At 63.3% G+C, this 17,865-nt stretch carries 19 protein-coding genes; all 19 read right to left on the reverse strand.

What is annotated here, in order from left to right; all coding sequences use genetic code 11:
• Positions 1–102: 102 nt before the first annotated feature.
• Positions 103–1,092 (reverse strand): dihydroxyacetone kinase subunit DhaK, encoded by a 990-nt coding sequence (dhaK, locus tag XH79_RS01565; RefSeq protein ID WP_271580386.1) that lies wholly within the window; start codon positions 1,090–1,092, stop codon positions 103–105.
• A 38-nt stretch (positions 1,093–1,130) separates the two neighbouring features.
• Positions 1,131–1,562, reverse strand: a complete 432-nt coding sequence (locus XH79_RS01570) for a hypothetical protein (protein WP_212338681.1) — start codon at positions 1,560–1,562, stop codon at positions 1,131–1,133.
• Positions 1,559–3,157 carry a phosphoenolpyruvate--protein phosphotransferase gene (gene ptsP, locus XH79_RS01575; RefSeq protein ID WP_271580387.1) on the reverse strand — a complete coding sequence of 533 codons (1,599 nt, stop codon included), beginning with the start codon at positions 3,155–3,157 and terminating at the stop codon, positions 1,559–1,561. Before ptsP ends, XH79_RS01570 begins: the two co-directional genes overlap by 4 nt.
• Before the next feature lie 4 nt (positions 3,158–3,161).
• Positions 3,162–3,476 (reverse strand): HPr family phosphocarrier protein, encoded by a 315-nt coding sequence (locus XH79_RS01580; protein ID WP_209961969.1) that lies wholly within the window; start codon positions 3,474–3,476, stop codon positions 3,162–3,164.
• Positions 3,469–3,855, reverse strand: a complete 387-nt coding sequence (gene dhaM / locus XH79_RS01585) for a dihydroxyacetone kinase phosphoryl donor subunit DhaM (protein ID WP_027557143.1) — start codon at positions 3,853–3,855, stop codon at positions 3,469–3,471. Before dhaM ends, XH79_RS01580 begins: the two co-directional genes overlap by 8 nt.
• Positions 3,852–4,466 (reverse strand): dihydroxyacetone kinase subunit DhaL, encoded by a 615-nt coding sequence (gene dhaL / locus XH79_RS01590; RefSeq protein WP_271580388.1) that lies wholly within the window; start codon positions 4,464–4,466, stop codon positions 3,852–3,854. Before dhaL ends, dhaM begins: the two co-directional genes overlap by 4 nt.
• On the reverse strand, positions 4,463–5,470 hold the full coding sequence (locus tag XH79_RS01595) for an ABC transporter ATP-binding protein (RefSeq protein ID WP_271580389.1): 1,008 nt from the start codon (positions 5,468–5,470) through the stop codon (positions 4,463–4,465). The genes dhaL and XH79_RS01595 overlap by 4 nt, the downstream gene beginning before the upstream one ends.
• Positions 5,463–6,560 carry an ABC transporter ATP-binding protein gene (locus XH79_RS01600; protein WP_271580390.1) on the reverse strand — a complete coding sequence of 366 codons (1,098 nt, stop codon included), beginning with the start codon at positions 6,558–6,560 and terminating at the stop codon, positions 5,463–5,465. The genes XH79_RS01595 and XH79_RS01600 overlap by 8 nt, the downstream gene beginning before the upstream one ends.
• Before the next feature lie 6 nt (positions 6,561–6,566).
• Entirely contained in the window at positions 6,567–6,779 is a 213-nt protein-coding gene (locus XH79_RS01605; protein WP_271580391.1) for a hypothetical protein, read from the reverse strand.
• Complete coding sequence (locus tag XH79_RS01610) at positions 6,776–7,729, reverse strand: carbohydrate ABC transporter permease (RefSeq protein ID WP_027557138.1); 954 nt, start codon at positions 7,727–7,729, stop codon at positions 6,776–6,778. The genes XH79_RS01605 and XH79_RS01610 overlap by 4 nt, the downstream gene beginning before the upstream one ends.
• Positions 7,726–8,685: a carbohydrate ABC transporter permease gene (locus XH79_RS01615; protein WP_271580392.1), complete on the reverse strand. Its 960-nt coding sequence runs from the start codon at positions 8,683–8,685 to the stop codon at positions 7,726–7,728. The genes XH79_RS01610 and XH79_RS01615 overlap by 4 nt, the downstream gene beginning before the upstream one ends.
• A 101-nt stretch (positions 8,686–8,786) precedes the next feature.
• Positions 8,787–10,121: an ABC transporter substrate-binding protein gene (locus tag XH79_RS01620; protein WP_433996634.1), complete on the reverse strand. Its 1,335-nt coding sequence runs from the start codon at positions 10,119–10,121 to the stop codon at positions 8,787–8,789.
• A 787-nt stretch (positions 10,122–10,908) separates the two neighbouring features.
• Positions 10,909–11,700 (reverse strand): ethanolamine ammonia-lyase subunit EutC, encoded by a 792-nt coding sequence (eutC, locus tag XH79_RS01625; protein WP_271580393.1) that lies wholly within the window; start codon positions 11,698–11,700, stop codon positions 10,909–10,911.
• A gap of 1 nt (position 11,701) precedes the next feature.
• The gene (locus XH79_RS01630) at positions 11,702–13,093 is read right to left on the reverse strand and encodes an ethanolamine ammonia-lyase subunit EutB (protein ID WP_271580721.1); all 1,392 of its coding nucleotides are present in this window, start codon (positions 13,091–13,093) and stop codon (positions 11,702–11,704) included.
• Positions 13,094–13,098: 5 nt separating this feature from the next.
• Positions 13,099–13,887 (reverse strand): histidinol-phosphatase, encoded by a 789-nt coding sequence (hisN, locus tag XH79_RS01635; RefSeq protein WP_271580394.1) that lies wholly within the window; start codon positions 13,885–13,887, stop codon positions 13,099–13,101.
• Positions 13,887–14,822: a choline/ethanolamine kinase family protein gene (locus tag XH79_RS01640; protein ID WP_271580395.1), complete on the reverse strand. Its 936-nt coding sequence runs from the start codon at positions 14,820–14,822 to the stop codon at positions 13,887–13,889. Before XH79_RS01640 ends, hisN begins: the two co-directional genes overlap by 1 nt.
• 18 nt (positions 14,823–14,840) lie before the next feature.
• On the reverse strand, positions 14,841–15,806 hold the full coding sequence (locus XH79_RS01645; protein ID WP_271580396.1) for a phosphotransferase: 966 nt from the start codon (positions 15,804–15,806) through the stop codon (positions 14,841–14,843).
• A complete protein-coding gene (locus XH79_RS01650; RefSeq protein WP_271580397.1) occupies positions 15,803–17,083 on the reverse strand; it encodes a Zn-dependent hydrolase in 1,281 nt (426 codons plus the stop codon). The genes XH79_RS01645 and XH79_RS01650 overlap by 4 nt, the downstream gene beginning before the upstream one ends.
• Complete coding sequence (locus XH79_RS01655) at positions 17,076–17,837, reverse strand: DeoR/GlpR family DNA-binding transcription regulator (RefSeq protein ID WP_212338644.1); 762 nt, start codon at positions 17,835–17,837, stop codon at positions 17,076–17,078. Before XH79_RS01655 ends, XH79_RS01650 begins: the two co-directional genes overlap by 8 nt.
• Positions 17,838–17,865: the final 28 nt, after the last annotated feature.

Genomic DNA, 17,865 nt, shown 5'->3' on the forward strand with positions numbered 1-17,865 from the left:
TCGATGCGGCATTCGAACGCTAAGTTCAGATCACGGCATCATTCCGATTTACCGGGCCACGAGCCTTTCCAACTGAAAACTCCGAGCTCTCGCTTCGGTCCATCAGATACCCCAGCGTAGCGCCGCGGTATGCACGGGGGCATCCCACAATTCTTTTGCCTGACCCTCGAGCACTGAGACGGTGATCGAAGCACCGGCCATGTCGAGAGACGTCACATAGGAGCCGGTGAGGAAGCGCGTCGCCGTGATCCCCGCCCCGTCCAGGATGCGCTTGGCGCTGTTGGCCATCAGATAGAGCTCGATCAGCGGCGTCGCGCCGAACCCGTTGATGAGAAGCAGGACTTCGCTGCCCTTGCTCGGCGCGAGATCGCCCAGGATCGCGTTGAGCATCTCGGCCGCGATCGCATCGGCAGAGGCCAGCGGCACCCGGCGGCGACCCGGCTCGCCGTGAATGCCGACCCCCATTTCCATCTCGTTGTCGGCCAGGGTGAAGTTCGGCCGGCCCGCCGCCGGAACCGTGCACGGCAGCAGCGCCACCCCCATCGAGCGAGTGCGTCGGTTGACGTCATCGCCAAGCGTCTTGAGCGCGGCGAGCGGCATTCCCCTTTCAGCAGCGGCGCCGACCATCTTTTCCACGATCAGCGTGCCCGCGACGCCGCGACGGCCGGTCGTGTAGGTCGATTTCTCAACCGCGACATCGTCGTTGGTCACGACGCTGACGACCTCACGCCCTGCCATCTCGGCGGCCATGGTGAAATTCATCACATCGCCTTCGTAGTTCTTGACGATGAACAGCACGCCTGCCCCGGTGTCGACGGCCTCAGCCGCCTCGATCATCTGATCCGGTGTCGGCGACGTGAAGACCTGGCCCGGACAGGCGGCATCGAGCATGCCGTGGCCGACAAAGCCGGCGTGGAGCGGTTCATGGCCGGAGCCGCCGCCTGAGATGAGCGCAACCTTGCCCGGCTTCAGTGTACGACGGCGCACGAACTTCCGCTCGGCGCCGAGCAGCAGGATATCGGCATGTGCAGCCGCCAATCCGTCGAGACTCTCTTCGAGCACTGTGTCGGCGCCGTTGATCAGCTTTTTCATGGCGTCCTCCCGGTTATCTTCTTTGCGTTTCGAATTCGTCAGCCGATGCTTTCGGCGTAGCGCGCGAGCTGGGCAGCAAAGTCGACGATGAGCTGCTCGAGCGCGCGATTTTTCTTGTCGTCGCCGAGATCTGGCACGGTCACGGAAACAATGCGCGTGCGCGCCTCGCGGTGAGCGCCACGCAGCCGCCCCGGATGTGCGCGCCCATAGGCTTCGAGGAAAGCCGCGCGCTCGGCACCTGCGAGATGGCAGACCTCGAAGATAATGGGGACATGCTTCGCCGGAATCGGCACCAGATAGGCCGGATTGGTGATCTGGCTCACGAAGGAGCGGTTCTTGCCGAGCGCGGCCGCGAGCTTCAACCGCGTCCCGGACGGCCTGTTGTCGAGAGCCCGCCGCAGGATGAGCTTGTAATCCGCGACGTTGCTGTCGCCCGGCCGGCTTGTGTCTTCGCCTGCATCGTCGGTCATGCGGTCACCCCAGCGATGGCGGCCTTGAGCCGCGCGACCGCAATCGGCGAGACCGAGAGGGTCGTCAAGCCTGTCGCCAGCAGCGCCTTCGTCAAGCGCGTATCCGCTGCGGCATCCCCGCAGAGCGAAACCTCAACACCGCGCTTGCGCCCGGCCTCGACGGTTCGCGCGATCAGCGCCAGCACCGCCGGATGGCCGGCATCGTTGAGGTCGGCGACAGCGCCGATATCGCGTGCCGCAGCCATTGTGTACTGGGTCAGGTCGTTGGACCCGATCGAATAGAACGCCGCGCCGAACTCTTCCGCGCACAGCGCTGCCGCCGGGACCTCGACCATGATGCCGAGCGGCGGACGCGCGCAGGCGATCCCCGCTGCCTTGAGTGCCGCAAACTCCGCGTCCATCATGGCCTTGGCACGGTCGAGCTCCGAGGGGACCGCGACCATCGGCAGCATCACCTTCAGCGCCCCATGCACGGCCGCCCGGCACAGCGCCCGCAACTGCACGCGAAACACCTCCGGCCGCGCAAGCGAGAGCCGGATCCCGCGCAGGCCCAGGAATGGGTTGCGCTCACCCTCGACCGTCAGGTCGGCGATTGGCTTGTCGCCGCCGGCATCGAGAGTGCGGATCGTCACCGGCCGTCCCGCAGCCCATTCGAGAATGCGTCGATAGACCGAATATTGCGTATCCTCGTTGGGCAGGCCTCTCGATCCCTCGAACAGAAACTCGGTCCGCACGAGTCCGATGCCGTCGCAAATAGCGGGATCGAGCGCCGCGAGGTCTTGGGGCGCGGCAACGTTGAGCAGGACGGCGATGCGCCGGCCATCGGCCGTCAGCGCCGGCTTGAGGCGCCCCGCGTCGGCAGCGATCTGTGCGGCACGCGCCGCCGCCATCCGCTGCTCGAACAGGCGGCGCGTTTCCGGCTTGGGATCAAAGATCACGCTGCCGGTATCGCCGTCGACCAGAGCCAATGACGGCGGCTGTCCGTTCCACGGTAATGGACCCAGTCCAACCACCATGGGGGCACCGCGCGATCGCGCGAGCATCGCGACATGCGACGATGGCGATCCGCTAGCGAGCGCAATGGCACCGCCGCGGGTCCAGTCCACGGCGAGGAACGTCGATGGCGAAATATCGTCGCCCGTGACGACGGAAGCTCCGGAGATTTTTGCGATCGTGTTTGCGCCGTTGAGCCCTGCGAGCACGCGATCGCGAATGTCGACGAGATCGGCGGCACGGGCGCGGAAATACTCCTCATCCGCCGCGCGATAGCCAGCGATCTCCGCGTCGAGTGCTGCGCGCCAGGCCTCATCGGCAGCCGTACCGCCCGCAACAGCCTCGTAAGCCCCCTCCGCGAGCGCATCGTCACCGAGCATCGCGACCTGGAATTCCAGGATCTCCGCGGCCTCGCCATGAACCGTCGCGATCAGTTCGGCAAGCTCGGCTGCTGCCCCCTCGATCGCTACCTTCAGCGCTGCGGCCTCCTGTCCGGGATCGCCCTTCGTCAACCTGCTCGCCACGGCACTCGTCAACATGGCGACCGGGCCGATGGCGAGGCCTGGCGAAGCGGGATGGCCGGTGAGGTGAATCTCGCCCACGATTCTACGCCTCACCGAAACCGTCATGCACCAGCGCCAGCATCGCCGCGAGCGCCGCGTCACCATCGGGACCAGCGACGCGGAAATGCAGCGTTGCGCCTTGCGGCGCCTTTACACGCATCACCTTCACCGGGCTCTTGGCGTCGGTCCAGGGTCCCTCGGCAGCAAGCGCAATTTCGATCTTGGCGGCAAAGCCTTTGGCGCATTGCGTGAGCTTCACCGACGGCCGCGCGTGCAGGCCGACCGGATTGACGAGGACCGCCGAGGCGGTCAGCGGCGCAAACGTCTGAGCCGCCCGGTTGGCGTTGGCATCATGCATAGAATTCCTCCGCACTGCGCTTGACGGCGGCAAGCGATGAGCCGCCCGAAGATTCGGTCGCAGCGATCACGGCCCCCTCGACCACCGGCGCATTGCAGACAAGGACGCGCGCGCGCCGGTCTTCCGGGAGCATCTCGACCGCCATCTCCGAATTGGTCTCGGCACCGCCGAGATCGACGAGGATCGCAACGCCCGCCGGTGACCAGGCCGTCTCGATCGCCTCGAGGATTCCTGCAACATTCGTACCTAGGCCGCCATCGACATCGCCACCGGTCCAGGCCAGCGGCACCGCGTCTCCGACCATCTGGCGCACCATATCGGCCGCGCCTTCCGCGATCTTCGGCGAATGCGACACGATGACAATTCCGACATTGCTCATGTATTGACCTCGAACTCCAGTGCCTCAACTGCTGCGCCGATCAGAAGTGACGCCGAGCGCGAGCCCGGGTCCATATGACCGATGGAACGTTCGCCAAGAAACGACGCGCGACCGCGGATCGCCAGCATCGGCGTGGTACGATCGGCCGCTTGCACAGCCTCCGCCGCGATCGCCTTGGCGTCACCGCCTCCCGCAAGTAAGGCGTGAACCGGCACCAGGACATCCAGCAGCGTCTTCTGCCCTGCCTCCGAACGGCCGCGCGCCTTGACGGCCTCGATCGCCTTCTCCGTCGCCGCGACGAGATCGGCCCGGCTCGGCTGCCCCGGAAGTGCCTTGCCCAGTTCCATGAAGAAAGTCCCGACCAGCGGCCCCGAAGCACCGCCGACCTTCATCACCAACGTCATTCCGATCGCCTTCAGCATTTCTGGAAGCGACTTGTCGGCAAGGCCTGGCAGCGCCGCAAGCACCGCCTCGAAACCGCGCTTCATGTTCAGCCCGTGATCCCCATCGCCAATCGCCTGGTCGAGGCTCGTCAACTCGTCCGCGTGTTCGATCACCGACGCTGCCAGCGCACGCACCAATCTTTCCCTGGCTACCCGATCAAGGCTCATGCCGCTACCCTCCAGCCCTTCGCATCGAAAAACAGCGGTTTATTCAAACGGAGCGACACGACGTCTCCTGCGCCAAAGCCCGCTTCGGGATCCGCCAGGGTCACCACCGGCCTCCCGGCGAGGTCGAGATGGAGATGGCTCTGGTCACCGAGGTGCTCGACCCGCTTGACGGTTGCCGAGACATCGCCGCCGTTACGCGCTATCGTCAGGTGCTCGGTCCGCGCGCCGATGGTCTCGGCGCCGGCTGGCGCGCCGCCGAACAGAGCCGCCGGCAGCAGGTTGATCACCGGCTGGCCCAGCCTTGCCGCGACATGCGCGTTGATCGGATTCTCGTAGATCTCCCGCGGCGAGCCGATCTGCATCAGCCGCCCGCTTTCGATCACGCCGATGCGCGAGGCCATGGTCATCGCCTCCGTCTGATCGTGGGTGACATAGAGGATGGTCGCGCCGAGATCGACCTGGATCCGCTTGAGCTCGAGGCGTAGTTCGCCGCGCAGCTTGGCATCCAGCGAGGAGAGCGGCTCGTCCATCAGATAGATCGAGGGCGAGCGGACCAGCGCCCGGCCGATCGCGACGCGCTGCATCTGCCCGCCTGACAGCTGCGTCGCCTTGTTGTCCAGCTTGGTCTCGATATGAAGCAGGCGCGCCACCTCCTGCACCTTCGCATGGATATCGGCTTCGGGCACGCGGCGGGTCGGCGCACGCAACGCGAAGGCCATGTTCTCGAACACGGTGAGGTGCGGATACAGCGAATATTGCTGGAAGACAAAGGCAACATCGCGGTCCGCCGGCGCGTCGCCGGTCACGTCACGCCCGTCGATGCGGATCGAGCCGGAATCCGGCTGCTCCAATCCGGCAATCAAGCGTAATGCGGTGGTCTTGCCGGCGCCGGTCGGCCCGAGCAATGCCACGAACTCCCCGTCGCCGACGGTCAGCGACAGATCGCTCAGGGCTTGAGTCTTGCCGAAGGCCTTGGAGACGGCATTGATCTCGACTTCAGCCATGCGCGACTCCCTCATGCAGCGCGGTACGGATCGCCCGGCCGGATGCCTTGTCGAAGATCGACAGCGTATCGGGCCTGAAGTCGAGGCCGACAGTCTCGCCGGTCCGGAAGGATCTGCTGCTGGGTGAGCGAGCCTTGAGCGCACCGTAATGCGTCGTCACGGTCACGATCTGCGTCGTGCCCAGATATTCCGTGCCATAGACTTCGCCGCGCACCATGCCGCGATCGGTGAAGCGCACATGCTCGGGCCGCACCCCAAGCACGAGCTCGCTTTCCGCCATTGCCTCGCGCGCGGCAGGAATTGCAACGTCACGCTCGCCGAGCCGGATCGCCTCTGCGCCGGTCTGCAAGCCGCCGCGGAACGGCAGGAAGTTCATCGGCGGCGAGCCGATGAAATCTGCGACGAACAGCGATGCCGGCCGGTCATACATATCGCGCGGGCTCGCCACCTGCTCGACCACACCATTGTTCATCACCGCGATCCTGTCTGCCATCGCCATGGCCTCGAGCTGGTCATGCGTAACGTAGACGGTCGTCGCGCCGAGCCGATCATGCAGGGCACGCAACTCATGAATCATCGCCTCCCGCATCTCGGTATCGAGCGCGCCGAGCGGCTCGTCCATCAGGAAGCATTTTGGCTTGCGTACAATCGCCCGCCCCAGCGCCACGCGCTGCCGGTCACCGCCGGCAAGGCCCGACACGGAACGGTCGAGGAGATGTGAAATCCGCAAAATCCGCGCCACTTCGACAACCCGCCGATCGCGCTCGGCGGCACCGATGCCCTCGCATTTCAGGGGAAAGCCGATGTTGCGGCGGACATTCATGTGCGGATAGAGCGCGAAGAGCTGGAACACGAAGGCAATGTCGCGCGCCGACGCGCGGTTCATCGTCACGTCTTCGCCGCCGAGCCGGATGGTACCCGCCGTCGGCAGCTCCAGGCCCGCGATCATGCGGAGCGTCGTGGTCTTGCCGCAGCCGGAAGGTCCGAGCAGGCAAAGGAACTGGCCGTCCTCCACCGTGAAGCTGGCGGACTTGACCGCATGAAATGCACCGAAGGATTTGTCGAGCGCCTCGACCTTGATCTGTGCCATCGCGCCCTACTCCCGAACCTTGGACACGATGGTGTACATCACCGTGCCGAACAGGGTCGTCGCAAACGACCAGGAATAAAGTGTCAGTGAGAATGGCTGCATCAACATCACGACACCGGCAGCGATGATCGTCGTCGCCACGGCTTCGAGCGGCCCGCGGCGCAGAACACGATCCGCAGGACCACGACGTGCGATGGAGGGGGTGGCATCGAGGCTCATTTGCGGACAGCTCCAAAGGTGATGCCGCGCAGCAGATGCTTACGCAACAAGACCGTGAACACCACGATCGGCACCAAGAACAGCGTCGTGCCGGCGGCCACCGCGGGCCAGTCCTGCCCGCCCTCGCCGATGATGATTGGAATGAATGGCGGCGCCGTCTGTGCGTTGCCCGAGGTGAGAAGCACCGCGAAGGCGTATTCGTTCCAGGCGAAGATCAGGCAGAAGATCGCCGTCGCCGCGATTCCCGTGGTGGCTTGCGGCAGCACCACCTTCACGAAGGCCTGGAAGCGGGTGTATCCGTCGATCATCGCCGCCTCCTCGTATTCGCGCGGGATTTCGTCGATGAAACCCTTGAGCAGCCAGACCGCGAGCGAGACGTTGACCGAGGTGTAGAGCAGGATCATCCCGAGCCTGGTGTCCGACAAGCCGATGGTGCGGTACATCAGATAGATCGGGATCGCGACCGCGATCGGCGGCATCATCCGGGTCGACAGGATGAAGAACAGCAGGTCATCTTTCAGCGGCACGCGGAACCGGGAGAAGCCGTAGGCCGAGAGGGTACCCAAAGCAACGGCGAGCACGGTCGAGCCGAACGCAATGATCAGCGAATTGACGAAGCGCGGCACATAGTTCGAGGGACCGGCGACAACCATGTTGCGGCTGCGCGCGATGTCATCGCACAGTCCTTGCGGCGGCCCCAGCGAACGGATGAATTCCGGCGTCTGGCGCGAGCGGGTCGTGAACAGGTTGCAGAAGCCTTCGAGCGACGGCTTGAACATCACCTTCGGCGGATAGGAGATCGCATCGTCAGGCGACTTGAATGCGGTGAGCATGATCCAGACCAGCGGGATCATGGTGATGATCGCGTAGAGCACGACGAGCGAGCCGGCAAAGCGCCGTGTCGTGGCCGACGGCTCGACGACTGAATGGGCTGTGGTGGCTGATGTCATCGTCTTTTCACCTTGTTCAGCGCCTTCACATAGATGTTAGCGAGTCCGAAGACCGTCACGAACAGGATGATCGCGAAGGCTGAGGAATAGCCGGTGCGCCAGCTCTCGAACGCCGCCCGCTTGAGCGTGATCGAGGCGACTTCCGTGGTCGATCCCGGCCCGCCGCCGGTGAGCAGATTGACCATGTCGAACATCTTGAAATTCTCGATGCCGCGAAAGAGCACGGCCAGCATGATGAACGGCAGCGCCATCGGCAGCGTGATCGACCAGAACTGCCGCCATTTCGACGCGCGATCGACCTCGGCCGCCTCGTAGATGTAATCGGGGATCGAACGCAGGCCGGCGAGACAAATCAGCATCACATACGGCGTCCACATCCACGCATCGACGATGACGATGGCCCAGGGGCTCAGCGTGACGTCGCCCAGCATCTGGAAGGACGAGGCTGCGCGGCCCGTGAAGAAGGCGACGACGTAATTGAACAGGCCGATCTGGGGCTGGTACAGGAACGTCCAGAAATTGCCAACGACGGCCGGCGAGAGCATCATCGGCAGCAGGATGATCGTGGTCCACATGCCGTGGCCGCGGAATTTCTTGTCGATGAGGTAGGCCAGGCCGAATCCGAGGACGGTCTCGATCACCACCGTCCAGATCACGAAATGCGCGGTCACCTGCATCGCCGCCCAGATGTCAGGATCGGTCAGGATCGACTGGTACCAGTCAGCGCCCAGCCAGATCATCGGCACGTTGGCCCTGTTCGCGCGGTAGTTCGTGAACGACAGATAGATCGTCCAGAGCAGCGGGAAGATATTGATCGCCAGCAGCAGCACGATCGTCGGCGTGATGAAGAGCCAGGCGAGCGCCCTGTCCGACAGACCTCGGATACGACGCGCCACGCCTGGCCCGACCATGACGGCCCGATAGGTCATCCGCGAAGAGGCACTCAATTCGTTCATTGCGTGAACCGATCCTGACACCCGGCGTCGACACTGCGACGAATTCCGGTCATCTCGAAGGAAACCCGGAGCGCGAGCGTACGCGCTCCGGGCAGATTGCATCAGAACTTCTTGCCTTCTTCCTTGAAGATCGCCTTCCAGTCCTTCACCAGACCGTCGAGCGCTTCCTGAGCGGTGCCCTTGTCGGCAACCACGTAGTCATGTACGCGCTTCTGCTCGGCTTGCAGCAGCTGGGCGTAGGATGGCTCGGCCCAGAAGTCGACGACCATTCCCATCGACTGCAGGAACTCCTTGGCGAAGGGCGCGCTGTTCGGGAAGCTCGGGTCGTTCAGCACGGACTTGGCGCAGGAATAGCCGCCGAGCGCCCACCACTTCTTCTGGACGTCGCCGCCGGAGAACCACTTGATGTATTGCAGCGCCTCGGCCTGGTTCTTCGAGTAGGAGACCACCGAGATACCCTGTCCGCCGAGCTGCGTCGCTTGCGCTGCGGGACCGGCCGGATTGACGAAGAAACCGATCTTGTCGCCGCCGACATTCGGGTCCTTGTAGAGGCCCGGGAAAAACGCGAAGAAATTCATCTGCAGCGCGACCTGGCCGGACTTGAAGGCATCAAGCCCTTCCGACATGTAGGAGTTGGAGGCGCCGGGCGGCGTGCAGCACTTGTAGAGCTCCTTGTAGGCCTCGAGCCCCTTCACCGCGCTGGCCGAGTTCACGAACCCATCCATCGCATAGGGCTTCTTCGGATCGTCGTATTTGAAGCCGTAGTCGTAGAGGTAGTTCGAGACGCCCATGGTGATGCCTTCCGAGCCGCGCTCGGTATAGATCGAGGCGCCGTAGACCTTCTTGCCGTCGATCTCGCGGCCCTGGAAGAATTGCGCGATGTCCTTGAGCTCATCGAGCGTCTTCGGCACGCCGATCTCGCGGCCGTACTTGGCCTTGAAGTCCTTCTGCACGTCCGGCCGCGCGAACCAGTCCTTGCGATAGGTCCAGCCCACCGCATCGCCCATCGCCGGCAGCGCCCAGTAGTTTGGCGTGTTCTTCGGCCACTCGGAATAGCCGACCACCGTGGCCGGCATGTAGTCGTCCATGCTGATTCCTTCCTTCTTGAAGAAATCGTTGAGCTTGACGTACTGGCCGTTCTCCGCAGCGCCGCCGATCCATTGTGAATCGCCGATGATGAGGTCGCACAGCGAGCCGTGCGAATTGAGTTCGTTCAGGAATCGATCGGCGTAATTGGTCCACGGCACGAATTCGAACTTCATACCGATACCCGACTTGGCGGTGAAGTCCTTCGACAATTCGACCAGCGCGTTGGCGGGATCCCATGCGGCCCAGCACAGCGTGATGGTCTTGCCTTGCGCCTGCGCGGGCGTGGTGCCCGCTCCGACGCCGAACGCGGCGGCAACAGCCCCGCAGGCCACTACAAGCGTCTTCATCGTTCGTTTCATTGCACGTTCCCTCCGAGTGGGCCGGCCATCGACATGGCGCGGCTTTCCTACCCGCTCGAATGCTTCGAGCGGAGCGACACAGTCCATGACGAGCTGAACAACTAAACTTGCGCTTCCTCGCGCCACCCGGATTCTATAGGCCCGGCAGGCTCGATTTGTTTAGTAAGGCACGATTTACTAAACATTGCAAGTGCAGTTTGGCTGGTCGTCCGCTCGGTCGATTGCAATTTTCTCGTCACGAACTGATCGCTGTTGCGGACAAGCCGGAGCGTCGACGGAGCAAGGGCGATCGCCAGGTCCAGGTGATGATAGTGAGCTTCATAGCTTTAGATGAATGGCATCGGCCAGTGAGCAACGTGCTGGAGTCAACGCTCGACTTGGGTGTGGCTGCGCTACGCCCACAGCTGCGTAGCCGTCGGTAAGGTCGGCCGCGTGGACACCGATGTAATGTACTTCGCGAGCAGCGAGAGAGGGCGCCGGAGATTGTAGCGAACGCTCCCGCATCGATGTTGGCGCAAACTTCGCTGAGATCTACAGAGGGCCTCTATGCAACTCGTCGCGGAGCCACTTTTTGGACTCGCTTCGCCCACTCCGGAGAGCTTGTTCACGTCGGTTGCTGCAAGATTTTCTTGATCTCCCGGTACACAGGGCGCGCGCACACGAAATCGGGGTGGAGTGCACACGCAATGCCGACCTTTACGGGGCTCAAGTCGGGTAGCTCGCGCGTTCGCAACCCACCATCGGCGAGTTTGAGCCAGTTACGGCCAAACAAGGACTACTCCATCAAAGCTGACGCCCCGGAGCTGCTGTCGAACGCGCAGAAGTCCCACGATGCATCCTTCAGTCCAACTCCGCTGATGCCCGTTTTCAGCATATGCTCAACCAGCGACGCCACTCCATCCGCCGCATGACCGATTGTGAGTCCGCCATCGCGGATGTTGGATATGCAATTCCTTCTCGAGTCGGGTGTTCCTGGCCGCGGCGAGCAAGTCACATAGATCCCGACGCTGTCGGCCGCCGACAGGCCGGGCCGCTCGCCGATGATCACGATGGAGATCCGCGCACCCACGATCTCCGCAATGGGATCACCGAGCGCGACACGCGCCTGCGATGCCAGAACCAGGGGCGCAATGGAAAGCCGCCGTGCCGAAAGCAGCCCAACGACGGCTCGCACCAGCGGTATGGCGTTTGTGTCGATTGCGCGGGCAGACAATCCGTCAGCTACGACGATCAAGATGTCATAGTCCGAGCGGGCGCCGGTGAGACGGTCGGCCGCTTGCAACGAGAGTTTCCGGCCGAGGTCCGGCCGACGAACATAGGTAGCGCGGTCTCCAGCCTGGCTTTCCACCTCGACAATTCCCAGCTCCAGATCGATCAATCCGTCGCGAACCAAGCCCCAATCAACCTCTGACCAAACTGCCTGCCGCGCGCGCGCATGGTCGAGCAGGAACGACTGCGCCGCACGCGTCGGCAGCCCCGCACCGAAACGGCCGAGAAGGACCCGCGCCTGGGTCATTTCCCGGAGATCGAGCGACGCCGTCGGCCCTCGATCGAGTTCGTCCGTCATGTCACCTCCCCAACTGCCGGGCGTCTGCCATATAGTCCGCGAACCTCGGAGATGCCTCCAGAAGTCGACCGGCGCCATCGGTCAACCCGACGTCAAGGAGCCATCGCTCGAATTCCGGCGCCGGCGGCCGTTTCAGGACCTCCCGGCAATAGACCGCATCATGATGTGCGAGCGACTGATAGTTCAGCATCACGTCGTCGGCGCCCGGCACGGTGATGACGAAATTAACGTTGGCCGCGCATAGCAGCGTCAGCAACGCATCCATGTCTTCCTGATCAGCATCGGCATGGTTGGTGTAGCAGACGTCTACGCCCATCGGCAGGCCGAGCAACTTGCCGCAGAAATGATCTTCGAGGCCCGCGCGGATGATCTGCTTGCCGTTGAAGAGGTATTCCGGCCCGATGAATCCGACCACGGTGTTGACGAGCAGAGGGCTGAACTCGCGCGCAACAGCATAGGCGCGGGCTTCCATGGTTTGCTGATCGATACCGAAATTCGCCTCTGCCGACAGGGCCGCCCCCTGCCCGGTCTCGAAATACATCAGGTTGGCGTCGATCGCGCTGCGAGCGAGACCGCGTACGGCCTCATGAGATTCCCGCAACAGCGACAGGCTGACGCCGAATCCCTCATTGGCCTTCTGCGACCCCGCGATTGACTGGAATACGAGATCCACGGGTGCTTTCGCCGCAATCGCCTTCATCGCCGTCGTCACATGGCCAAGGCAACACGTCTGTGTCGGAATCGAAAGGCGCGTGCGCAGCTCGTCCAGTAGCGAGACGATGCGGATATAGTCGTCCACCGTATCGGTCGCCGGATTGACGCCGATCACGGCGTCGCCTGAGCCCATCAGGAGGCCATCGATCGCCGACGCAGCAATGCCGTGGGAATCGTCGGTCGGATGATTTGGCTGATTGCGCGTCGACAAACGTCCCTTGAGGCCGATGGTCGAGCGGAACCGCGTGACCACCTCCCGCTTGGACGCGACGGAAATCAGGTCCTGCAGCCGCATGATCTTCGACACCGCCGCCACCATCTCCGGCGTCAAACCGGGGGCCACGGCCTCCAGCTGCCGCTGCGCCGTCTCCGGCTTGAGCAGCCATTCGCGAAATTCACCGACCGTCAGCGACGAGACGATCGCGAAGGCCGCCGGATCATGGCGTTCCATGATGAGGCGCGAGACCTCGTCTGTCTCGGCCGGAATGATCTCCTCGGCGACAAAGGTCTTCAGCGGGAGGTCTGCGAGCGCCATTTGCGCGGCAAGCCGCTCGACCGGACCGTTCGCAGCGATGCCCGCAAGCTGGTCGCCCGACCGCTCTGGCGTCGCCTTGGCCAGCAGCTCCCTCAGGTCGGAGAAGCCGAAAGTCGTCCCGTCGATGGTCGTCTTGTACGGCATGAGCGCTACCTGCCGATCAGCGCAAGTGCTTCCGCATGGAGCCTCGGCGTAGCGGCCGCCAAGACATGCCCTTCCGAGCGAATCGTGAGCGGTCGTCCGGTCCAGTCGGTGATACACCCGCCGGCGCCTTGCACGATGGGAATCAGCGCCATGTAGTCATGCGGCTGGAGACCCGTCTCCAGAACGATGTCGCAATGTCCCGATGCAAGCAGGCCATAGATGTAACAGTCTCCGCCGAAGCGGCGCAATCTCGCGGCTCTCGAGATCCGCTCGAACGTCTCGGCATCGCCGCCGGCGAACATATCCGGCGAAGTCGTGTAGAATCGCGCGTCTGCGATATTCTTGCACGCGCTGGTTCGCGCCAATCGACCACCGAACAGCGACAGCCCCGGCCGCGCCATCCACCGCTCCCCCGTGAAGGGAATATCGATCAGGCCGCAGAACGGTTGCTCCTCACAGGTCAATGCAATCAGCGTTCCGAACAAGGGAAAGCCGGTGATGAAGCTCTTGGTGCCGTCGATGGGGTCCACGATCCAGGTGAAGGCGCCCCCCGGCTTGCCCCCGATCTCCTCACCGATGATGCCGTGTTCCGGAAAGCGCTCCTCGATCCTCTCCCTGAGACGAAGCTCGACGGTGCGATCGGCAATCGTCACGGGGCTGTCATCCGACTTCGAAACGACGTCCAGCGGCGTACGGAAATAGGACAGCACAGTGGGCCTGACCAGATCCGCCAGTTCGGCGGCGAAGGACAGGTAGACGTCGGCGTCATCAGCCGCGACGGCGGGGTGAGCCATCACAGCGCCTTCAAGAACAGCGGCCATCGCGGGTCGTAGATGATGGAGCGGGCCCGCATATGCTTCCAGACGCCATATTTGTAGAAGTCGAAGTCCAGTGTCGAGATGCGGTTCTGCACCATCGCCCAGGTGCTCCACTTGATGTCGGCGAGTGCCTTGTGAACGATAAAGCGCGCGTGCCACTGCTTGCGGTAAGAGCCGAAATACTCCTCGATAATCTCCTGTTCGATATCCTCTGAGAAGAAGTGTTCCCCGCTCCAGATGGCGAGATCATAGAGCCTCTCGTTGTTGGACGCGTATTCGAAGTCGATCAGCTTGATCGATCTGTCTTCCCCGACGAGAAAATTCCCCGGCATCGGATCATTGAAGCAGGGCACGAGATCGAGCCCGGCAGCTTCAAGCGCCGCACGCGCCTGCCTGTACTGACGTTGAAGCCAGACGTGATCTTCCGGAGAGTAGCCACCGAGCTGTCTCACCTGCTCATAGTGCTCGTCGATCATGTCGAACACGGTCTTGGTCAGCGGAAGCGGCTCGCCTTCGTGAAAGCGGCGGTACATCCTGACCACGTTGGCGCGAAACAGCGGATCGACGCAGTCGCGATGGGTCGAAGCCCGGCGATCATCGAGGAACTCGGACACCTCAATGTCGAGGTGGTCGAGATAATCGAAGGTCCGCGGCCCGACCGCCATCATCTCCGCCTGCTTGCTTGCGGCCCGGGCCGCGCGGCGATCGATGAACATCTCGGTGCCGCGACCGGGTATCTTGACGAAATATCCGACCGGGTCGCCTTCGACTGTGACACGAAAATTGGTGTTGCTGATACCGCCCGACACCGGCCTGTAAGTCAGACGAGATCCCTTCCAGACTTCCACCCCAACGACGGCCGCCTCCAGCGTTCGTTCAGCATCGGATCGGCCAGATCCCATCTCCATCATCACCTTGCCCCATCTTCACTAGAGAGACCGCACGCGCTCTTCGAAGCCGGGATGCCCAAGCAGCATCCGGCATCGCAGGAAGCGCCACGATGCATATTTCAGGAATTCGACGCCCTGCAGCGGTGAACGCACATCCTGCAGCAGGCTGCGGAGCGCCCAGTAAAGATCGTCCGCGGCGGCATAGAGCCGGCATCGATTGAATGCCTTCTCGCAGAACCGGCCATCATGCATTTCCAGCAGCGGCTTCATCCAGCTCTCGAACTGGTAGAGCTCGTTCATCTGAACACCCAGTTGATAGTAGGGGTCGATATCGCCGGCCATATCGAAATCGACCAGCATCAGGGCCTTGTCCGGACCAAGCATCACGTTGGAGGATTGCGGGTCGCCGTGTGCCGGCCTCAGCTCGACGCCGGACGCAGAGATCGCCTCCCGGATAGAGGTCATCCAGGCCAGCATCCAGTTCACATCGCCCGGGAGCACCGCGCCTGACGTCGAGATCAACGGCCAAAGCCGGTCGATGCCGTCGAAAACAGACCAGGGGCGTCCCAGCGGTTCTCCTGCGGCAATCGTCTTCTGCATCTCAACCAGCCGGACGACCGCGTCTTCTTGCATCAGATCGTCGATCTTGGCCGTACGCCAGCCCTCGTCGAGGCGAGAAAACAGCACGGCCCTTTCAGCCGGCACACGCGCGACCAGGGTCGGCGACAGGCCCAGGCCGTGAAGGCGTTGTGCCGCCACAAAGGCCACGTCGTCGTCGACCAATTCGGCGACCTCGTCGTTCGCAAGTCGAAGGAGGAGATTTGCGCCATTGCCGTCAGGCGCGACGTTGAATGTCGTCGACTCGACCGCATGATACGACGGCGAGGCCACTGGAAACGCGGACACCGCGTACGTTGCCTTGTTCGCGTCGATAACCGACATGTTCCGGATTGCCCGCTCGGCGCGCTCCTCCGCAGCCGTATTGGGATGACCAAGCTTTTTCATGCCGCAGCCTCATTTGCCGGCAGCCCTTCGCTGGCCATCGCATACAGCATGTCGGCGAGGACCTGCGTTCCAAAGGCCTGGTCTGCGGCGCTCGTGAACTCGGTCGGGTGGTGGATGACGCCGTCACGCGAGCGGACCGCCAGAACGATCGAGGGGCAGACGGCGGACAGCGCCACGGCATCATGACCGCCGATCGTATCGAGATGACGCGCCGTTTCACCGAACCCCGCGGCCGTTCGCTCCGCAAGCGAGACCAGCCCTTTGGCAAATCGGCCGGCCTTGCGCCGATCGATCGCCCTCACCTCGAATGTCACCCCAGCCTTCTCCGCGGCGGCTTCAATTCCCAACTCCATCTTTCGTTCGGCCTCGGCGAGAACCTCGGGTGATCCCGAACGCAGTTCCATGAAGAGGACGGCCTCGGACGGAACGGTATTGGGCGAATTTGGAAACACTTCGAGGCGGCCGACCGACGTATGCAGATCAAGGCCGTGTTCGGCGGCGATTCGCTTCAGATCCGCAACGAGGTAAGCGGCGCCCAGCAACGCGTCCTTGCGCTGCGCCATCGGCGTCGGCCCCGTATGGGCCTGCCGGCCCAGGAAGGCGAGACGATATTTGGTGGCGCCCCAGAAGCGGGTGAAGATGCCAAACTTTTCATCGGCTTCGAACAGCGCCTTGTCGCCCTCGATGTGAAGCTCGATCAGCGCGCTCGGCCTTGCCACACTGTCCTTGCCGGCATAGCCGATCTGCGCAAGGGATTCCCGCACGGTCACGCCGTCACCGTCCTTGCGGTCGAGCGCCCATTCGCGCTCCAGAGCACCGGCAAAGACGCTGCTTCCCAACAGGCTCGGCTGGAAACGCGCGCCCTCCTCGTTGGTCCAGTTCACCACCTGAAAGTTGCAGACGGGGAGCTTCTTCTCCGCCTTCAGCCGTTCCGACACGGCAAGCACGGCCTCGCAGGCCGAGACGACGCCGAGAGCTCCGTCGAAACGGCCACCGTTGGGCTGGCTGTCGATGTGAGATCCGACCATCACCACCGGCGCATTGGCGCCGGCGAGCGACAGGCTCCCGAATTGATTACCCATGCCATCGACCGCCTGGTTGAACCCGTTCCGGGCAAACCAGCGCCCGAGCCAATCGCGCGCCGCGCCGTCCTCCTTCGAGAGGGCCAGGCGTGTCATGGACCCGTCGGGGCCGCCGCCGAACGTCGAGAGTTCGTCCATCATCGCCTGCAAGCGCGATGGGTTGATGGGGGCGCGCACGGAGTTGATGTCAGGCATAGATGATTTCCACGTGGGATTTGAGAAATTGCTCGGAGAAGTCCTTGGTCAGGCTGCCTCCCGTGACCACGCCATGCACGTCCTGCAGGCCAAACGTATGGATCGAGCCGAGGCGGCCGAACTTGGAGCTGTCCGCGACGATGACCGAACGTTTCGCCTGAGCGCGCGCGACGCGGCGGATGATCGCCTCGTCCTCGCCATAGTCCATGAATCCGCGCTCGGCATGAACCGCGCTGATCGCGATGATGGCGAGATCGAAGAAGTGCTCCTTCATTGCTGCCACCGTCTCAGGACCAAACGTCGCCTGATAGTCCGGCCGTAGCCGCCCGCCCAGCACGCGAACGCTAGGCGTCGGCGCGTAGTAGAAATGGGCGGCAACCGCCAGCGAGTTGCTCACGATCGTAAGGTCCTTGCGGGTCTCAAGATGCTTCAGGCAGGCAAGCGCCGTGGTGCCTTCGTCGATGAAGATCTTCATGCCGTCACTGACGAGCGCCGCAGCGGCCTCGCCGATCCGTGCCTTTTCCCTCGCGCCGACGCGCAGGCGCTCGGCGAAGGGCTGGTCACTCTCCTGCCGATCGAGCACGGCGCCGCCATAGACGCGCCGGGCAAACCCCTGCGTCTCGAGCTCCCTCAAATCACGCCGGATCGATTCCTGGCTGACCTTGAGCTGGTCGACGAGGTCCTTGACGTGGACCCGCTGCTTCTGCCGCAACAGATCGCGGATCAGCTCGAGCCGATGCTCCGTAAAGCTCATGGACGTTCCCCGCATGTCGCGGCACTGC

The sequence above is a fragment of the Bradyrhizobium sp. CCBAU 45389 genome (genome assembly GCF_028128625.1).
GTDB lineage: Bacteria > Pseudomonadota > Alphaproteobacteria > Rhizobiales > Xanthobacteraceae > Bradyrhizobium > Bradyrhizobium liaoningense_B.

Excerpts from the sequence above, each read along its gene's own strand:
- XH79_RS01610 (WP_027557138.1), bottom strand. The coding sequence starts at position 7,729 with ATGACATCAGCCACCACAGCCCATTCAGTCGTCGAGCCGTCGGCCACG.
- XH79_RS01655 (WP_212338644.1), bottom strand. The coding sequence starts at position 17,837 with ATGAGCTTTACGGAGCATCGGCTCGAGCTGATCCGCGATCTGTTGCGG.
- XH79_RS01580 (WP_209961969.1), bottom strand. The coding sequence starts at position 3,476 with ATGCATGATGCCAACGCCAACCGGGCGGCTCAGACGTTTGCGCCGCTG.
- XH79_RS01595 (WP_271580389.1), bottom strand. The coding sequence starts at position 5,470 with ATGGCTGAAGTCGAGATCAATGCCGTCTCCAAGGCCTTCGGCAAGACT.
- XH79_RS01650 (WP_271580397.1), bottom strand. The coding sequence starts at position 17,083 with ATGCCTGACATCAACTCCGTGCGCGCCCCCATCAACCCATCGCGCTTG.
- hisN (WP_271580394.1), bottom strand. The coding sequence starts at position 13,887 with ATGGCTCACCCCGCCGTCGCGGCTGATGACGCCGACGTCTACCTGTCC.
- XH79_RS01605 (WP_271580391.1), bottom strand. The coding sequence starts at position 6,779 with ATGAGCCTCGATGCCACCCCCTCCATCGCACGTCGTGGTCCTGCGGAT.
- eutC (WP_271580393.1), bottom strand. The coding sequence starts at position 11,700 with ATGACGGACGAACTCGATCGAGGGCCGACGGCGTCGCTCGATCTCCGG.
- dhaK (WP_271580386.1), bottom strand. The coding sequence starts at position 1,092 with ATGAAAAAGCTGATCAACGGCGCCGACACAGTGCTCGAAGAGAGTCTC.
- XH79_RS01615 (WP_271580392.1), bottom strand. The coding sequence starts at position 8,685 with ATGAACGAATTGAGTGCCTCTTCGCGGATGACCTATCGGGCCGTCATG.
- XH79_RS01600 (WP_271580390.1), bottom strand. The coding sequence starts at position 6,560 with ATGGCACAGATCAAGGTCGAGGCGCTCGACAAATCCTTCGGTGCATTT.
- XH79_RS01640 (WP_271580395.1), bottom strand. The coding sequence starts at position 14,822 with ATGATGGAGATGGGATCTGGCCGATCCGATGCTGAACGAACGCTGGAG.
- dhaL (WP_271580388.1), bottom strand. The coding sequence starts at position 4,466 with ATGAGCCTTGATCGGGTAGCCAGGGAAAGATTGGTGCGTGCGCTGGCA.
- dhaM (WP_027557143.1), bottom strand. The coding sequence starts at position 3,855 with ATGAGCAATGTCGGAATTGTCATCGTGTCGCATTCGCCGAAGATCGCG.
- XH79_RS01630 (WP_271580721.1), bottom strand. The coding sequence starts at position 13,093 with ATGCCGTACAAGACGACCATCGACGGGACGACTTTCGGCTTCTCCGAC.
- XH79_RS01645 (WP_271580396.1), bottom strand. The coding sequence starts at position 15,806 with ATGAAAAAGCTTGGTCATCCCAATACGGCTGCGGAGGAGCGCGCCGAG.
- XH79_RS01570 (WP_212338681.1), bottom strand. The coding sequence starts at position 1,562 with ATGACCGACGATGCAGGCGAAGACACAAGCCGGCCGGGCGACAGCAAC.
- XH79_RS01620 (WP_433996634.1), bottom strand. The coding sequence starts at position 10,121 with ATGAAGACGCTTGTAGTGGCCTGCGGGGCTGTTGCCGCCGCGTTCGGC.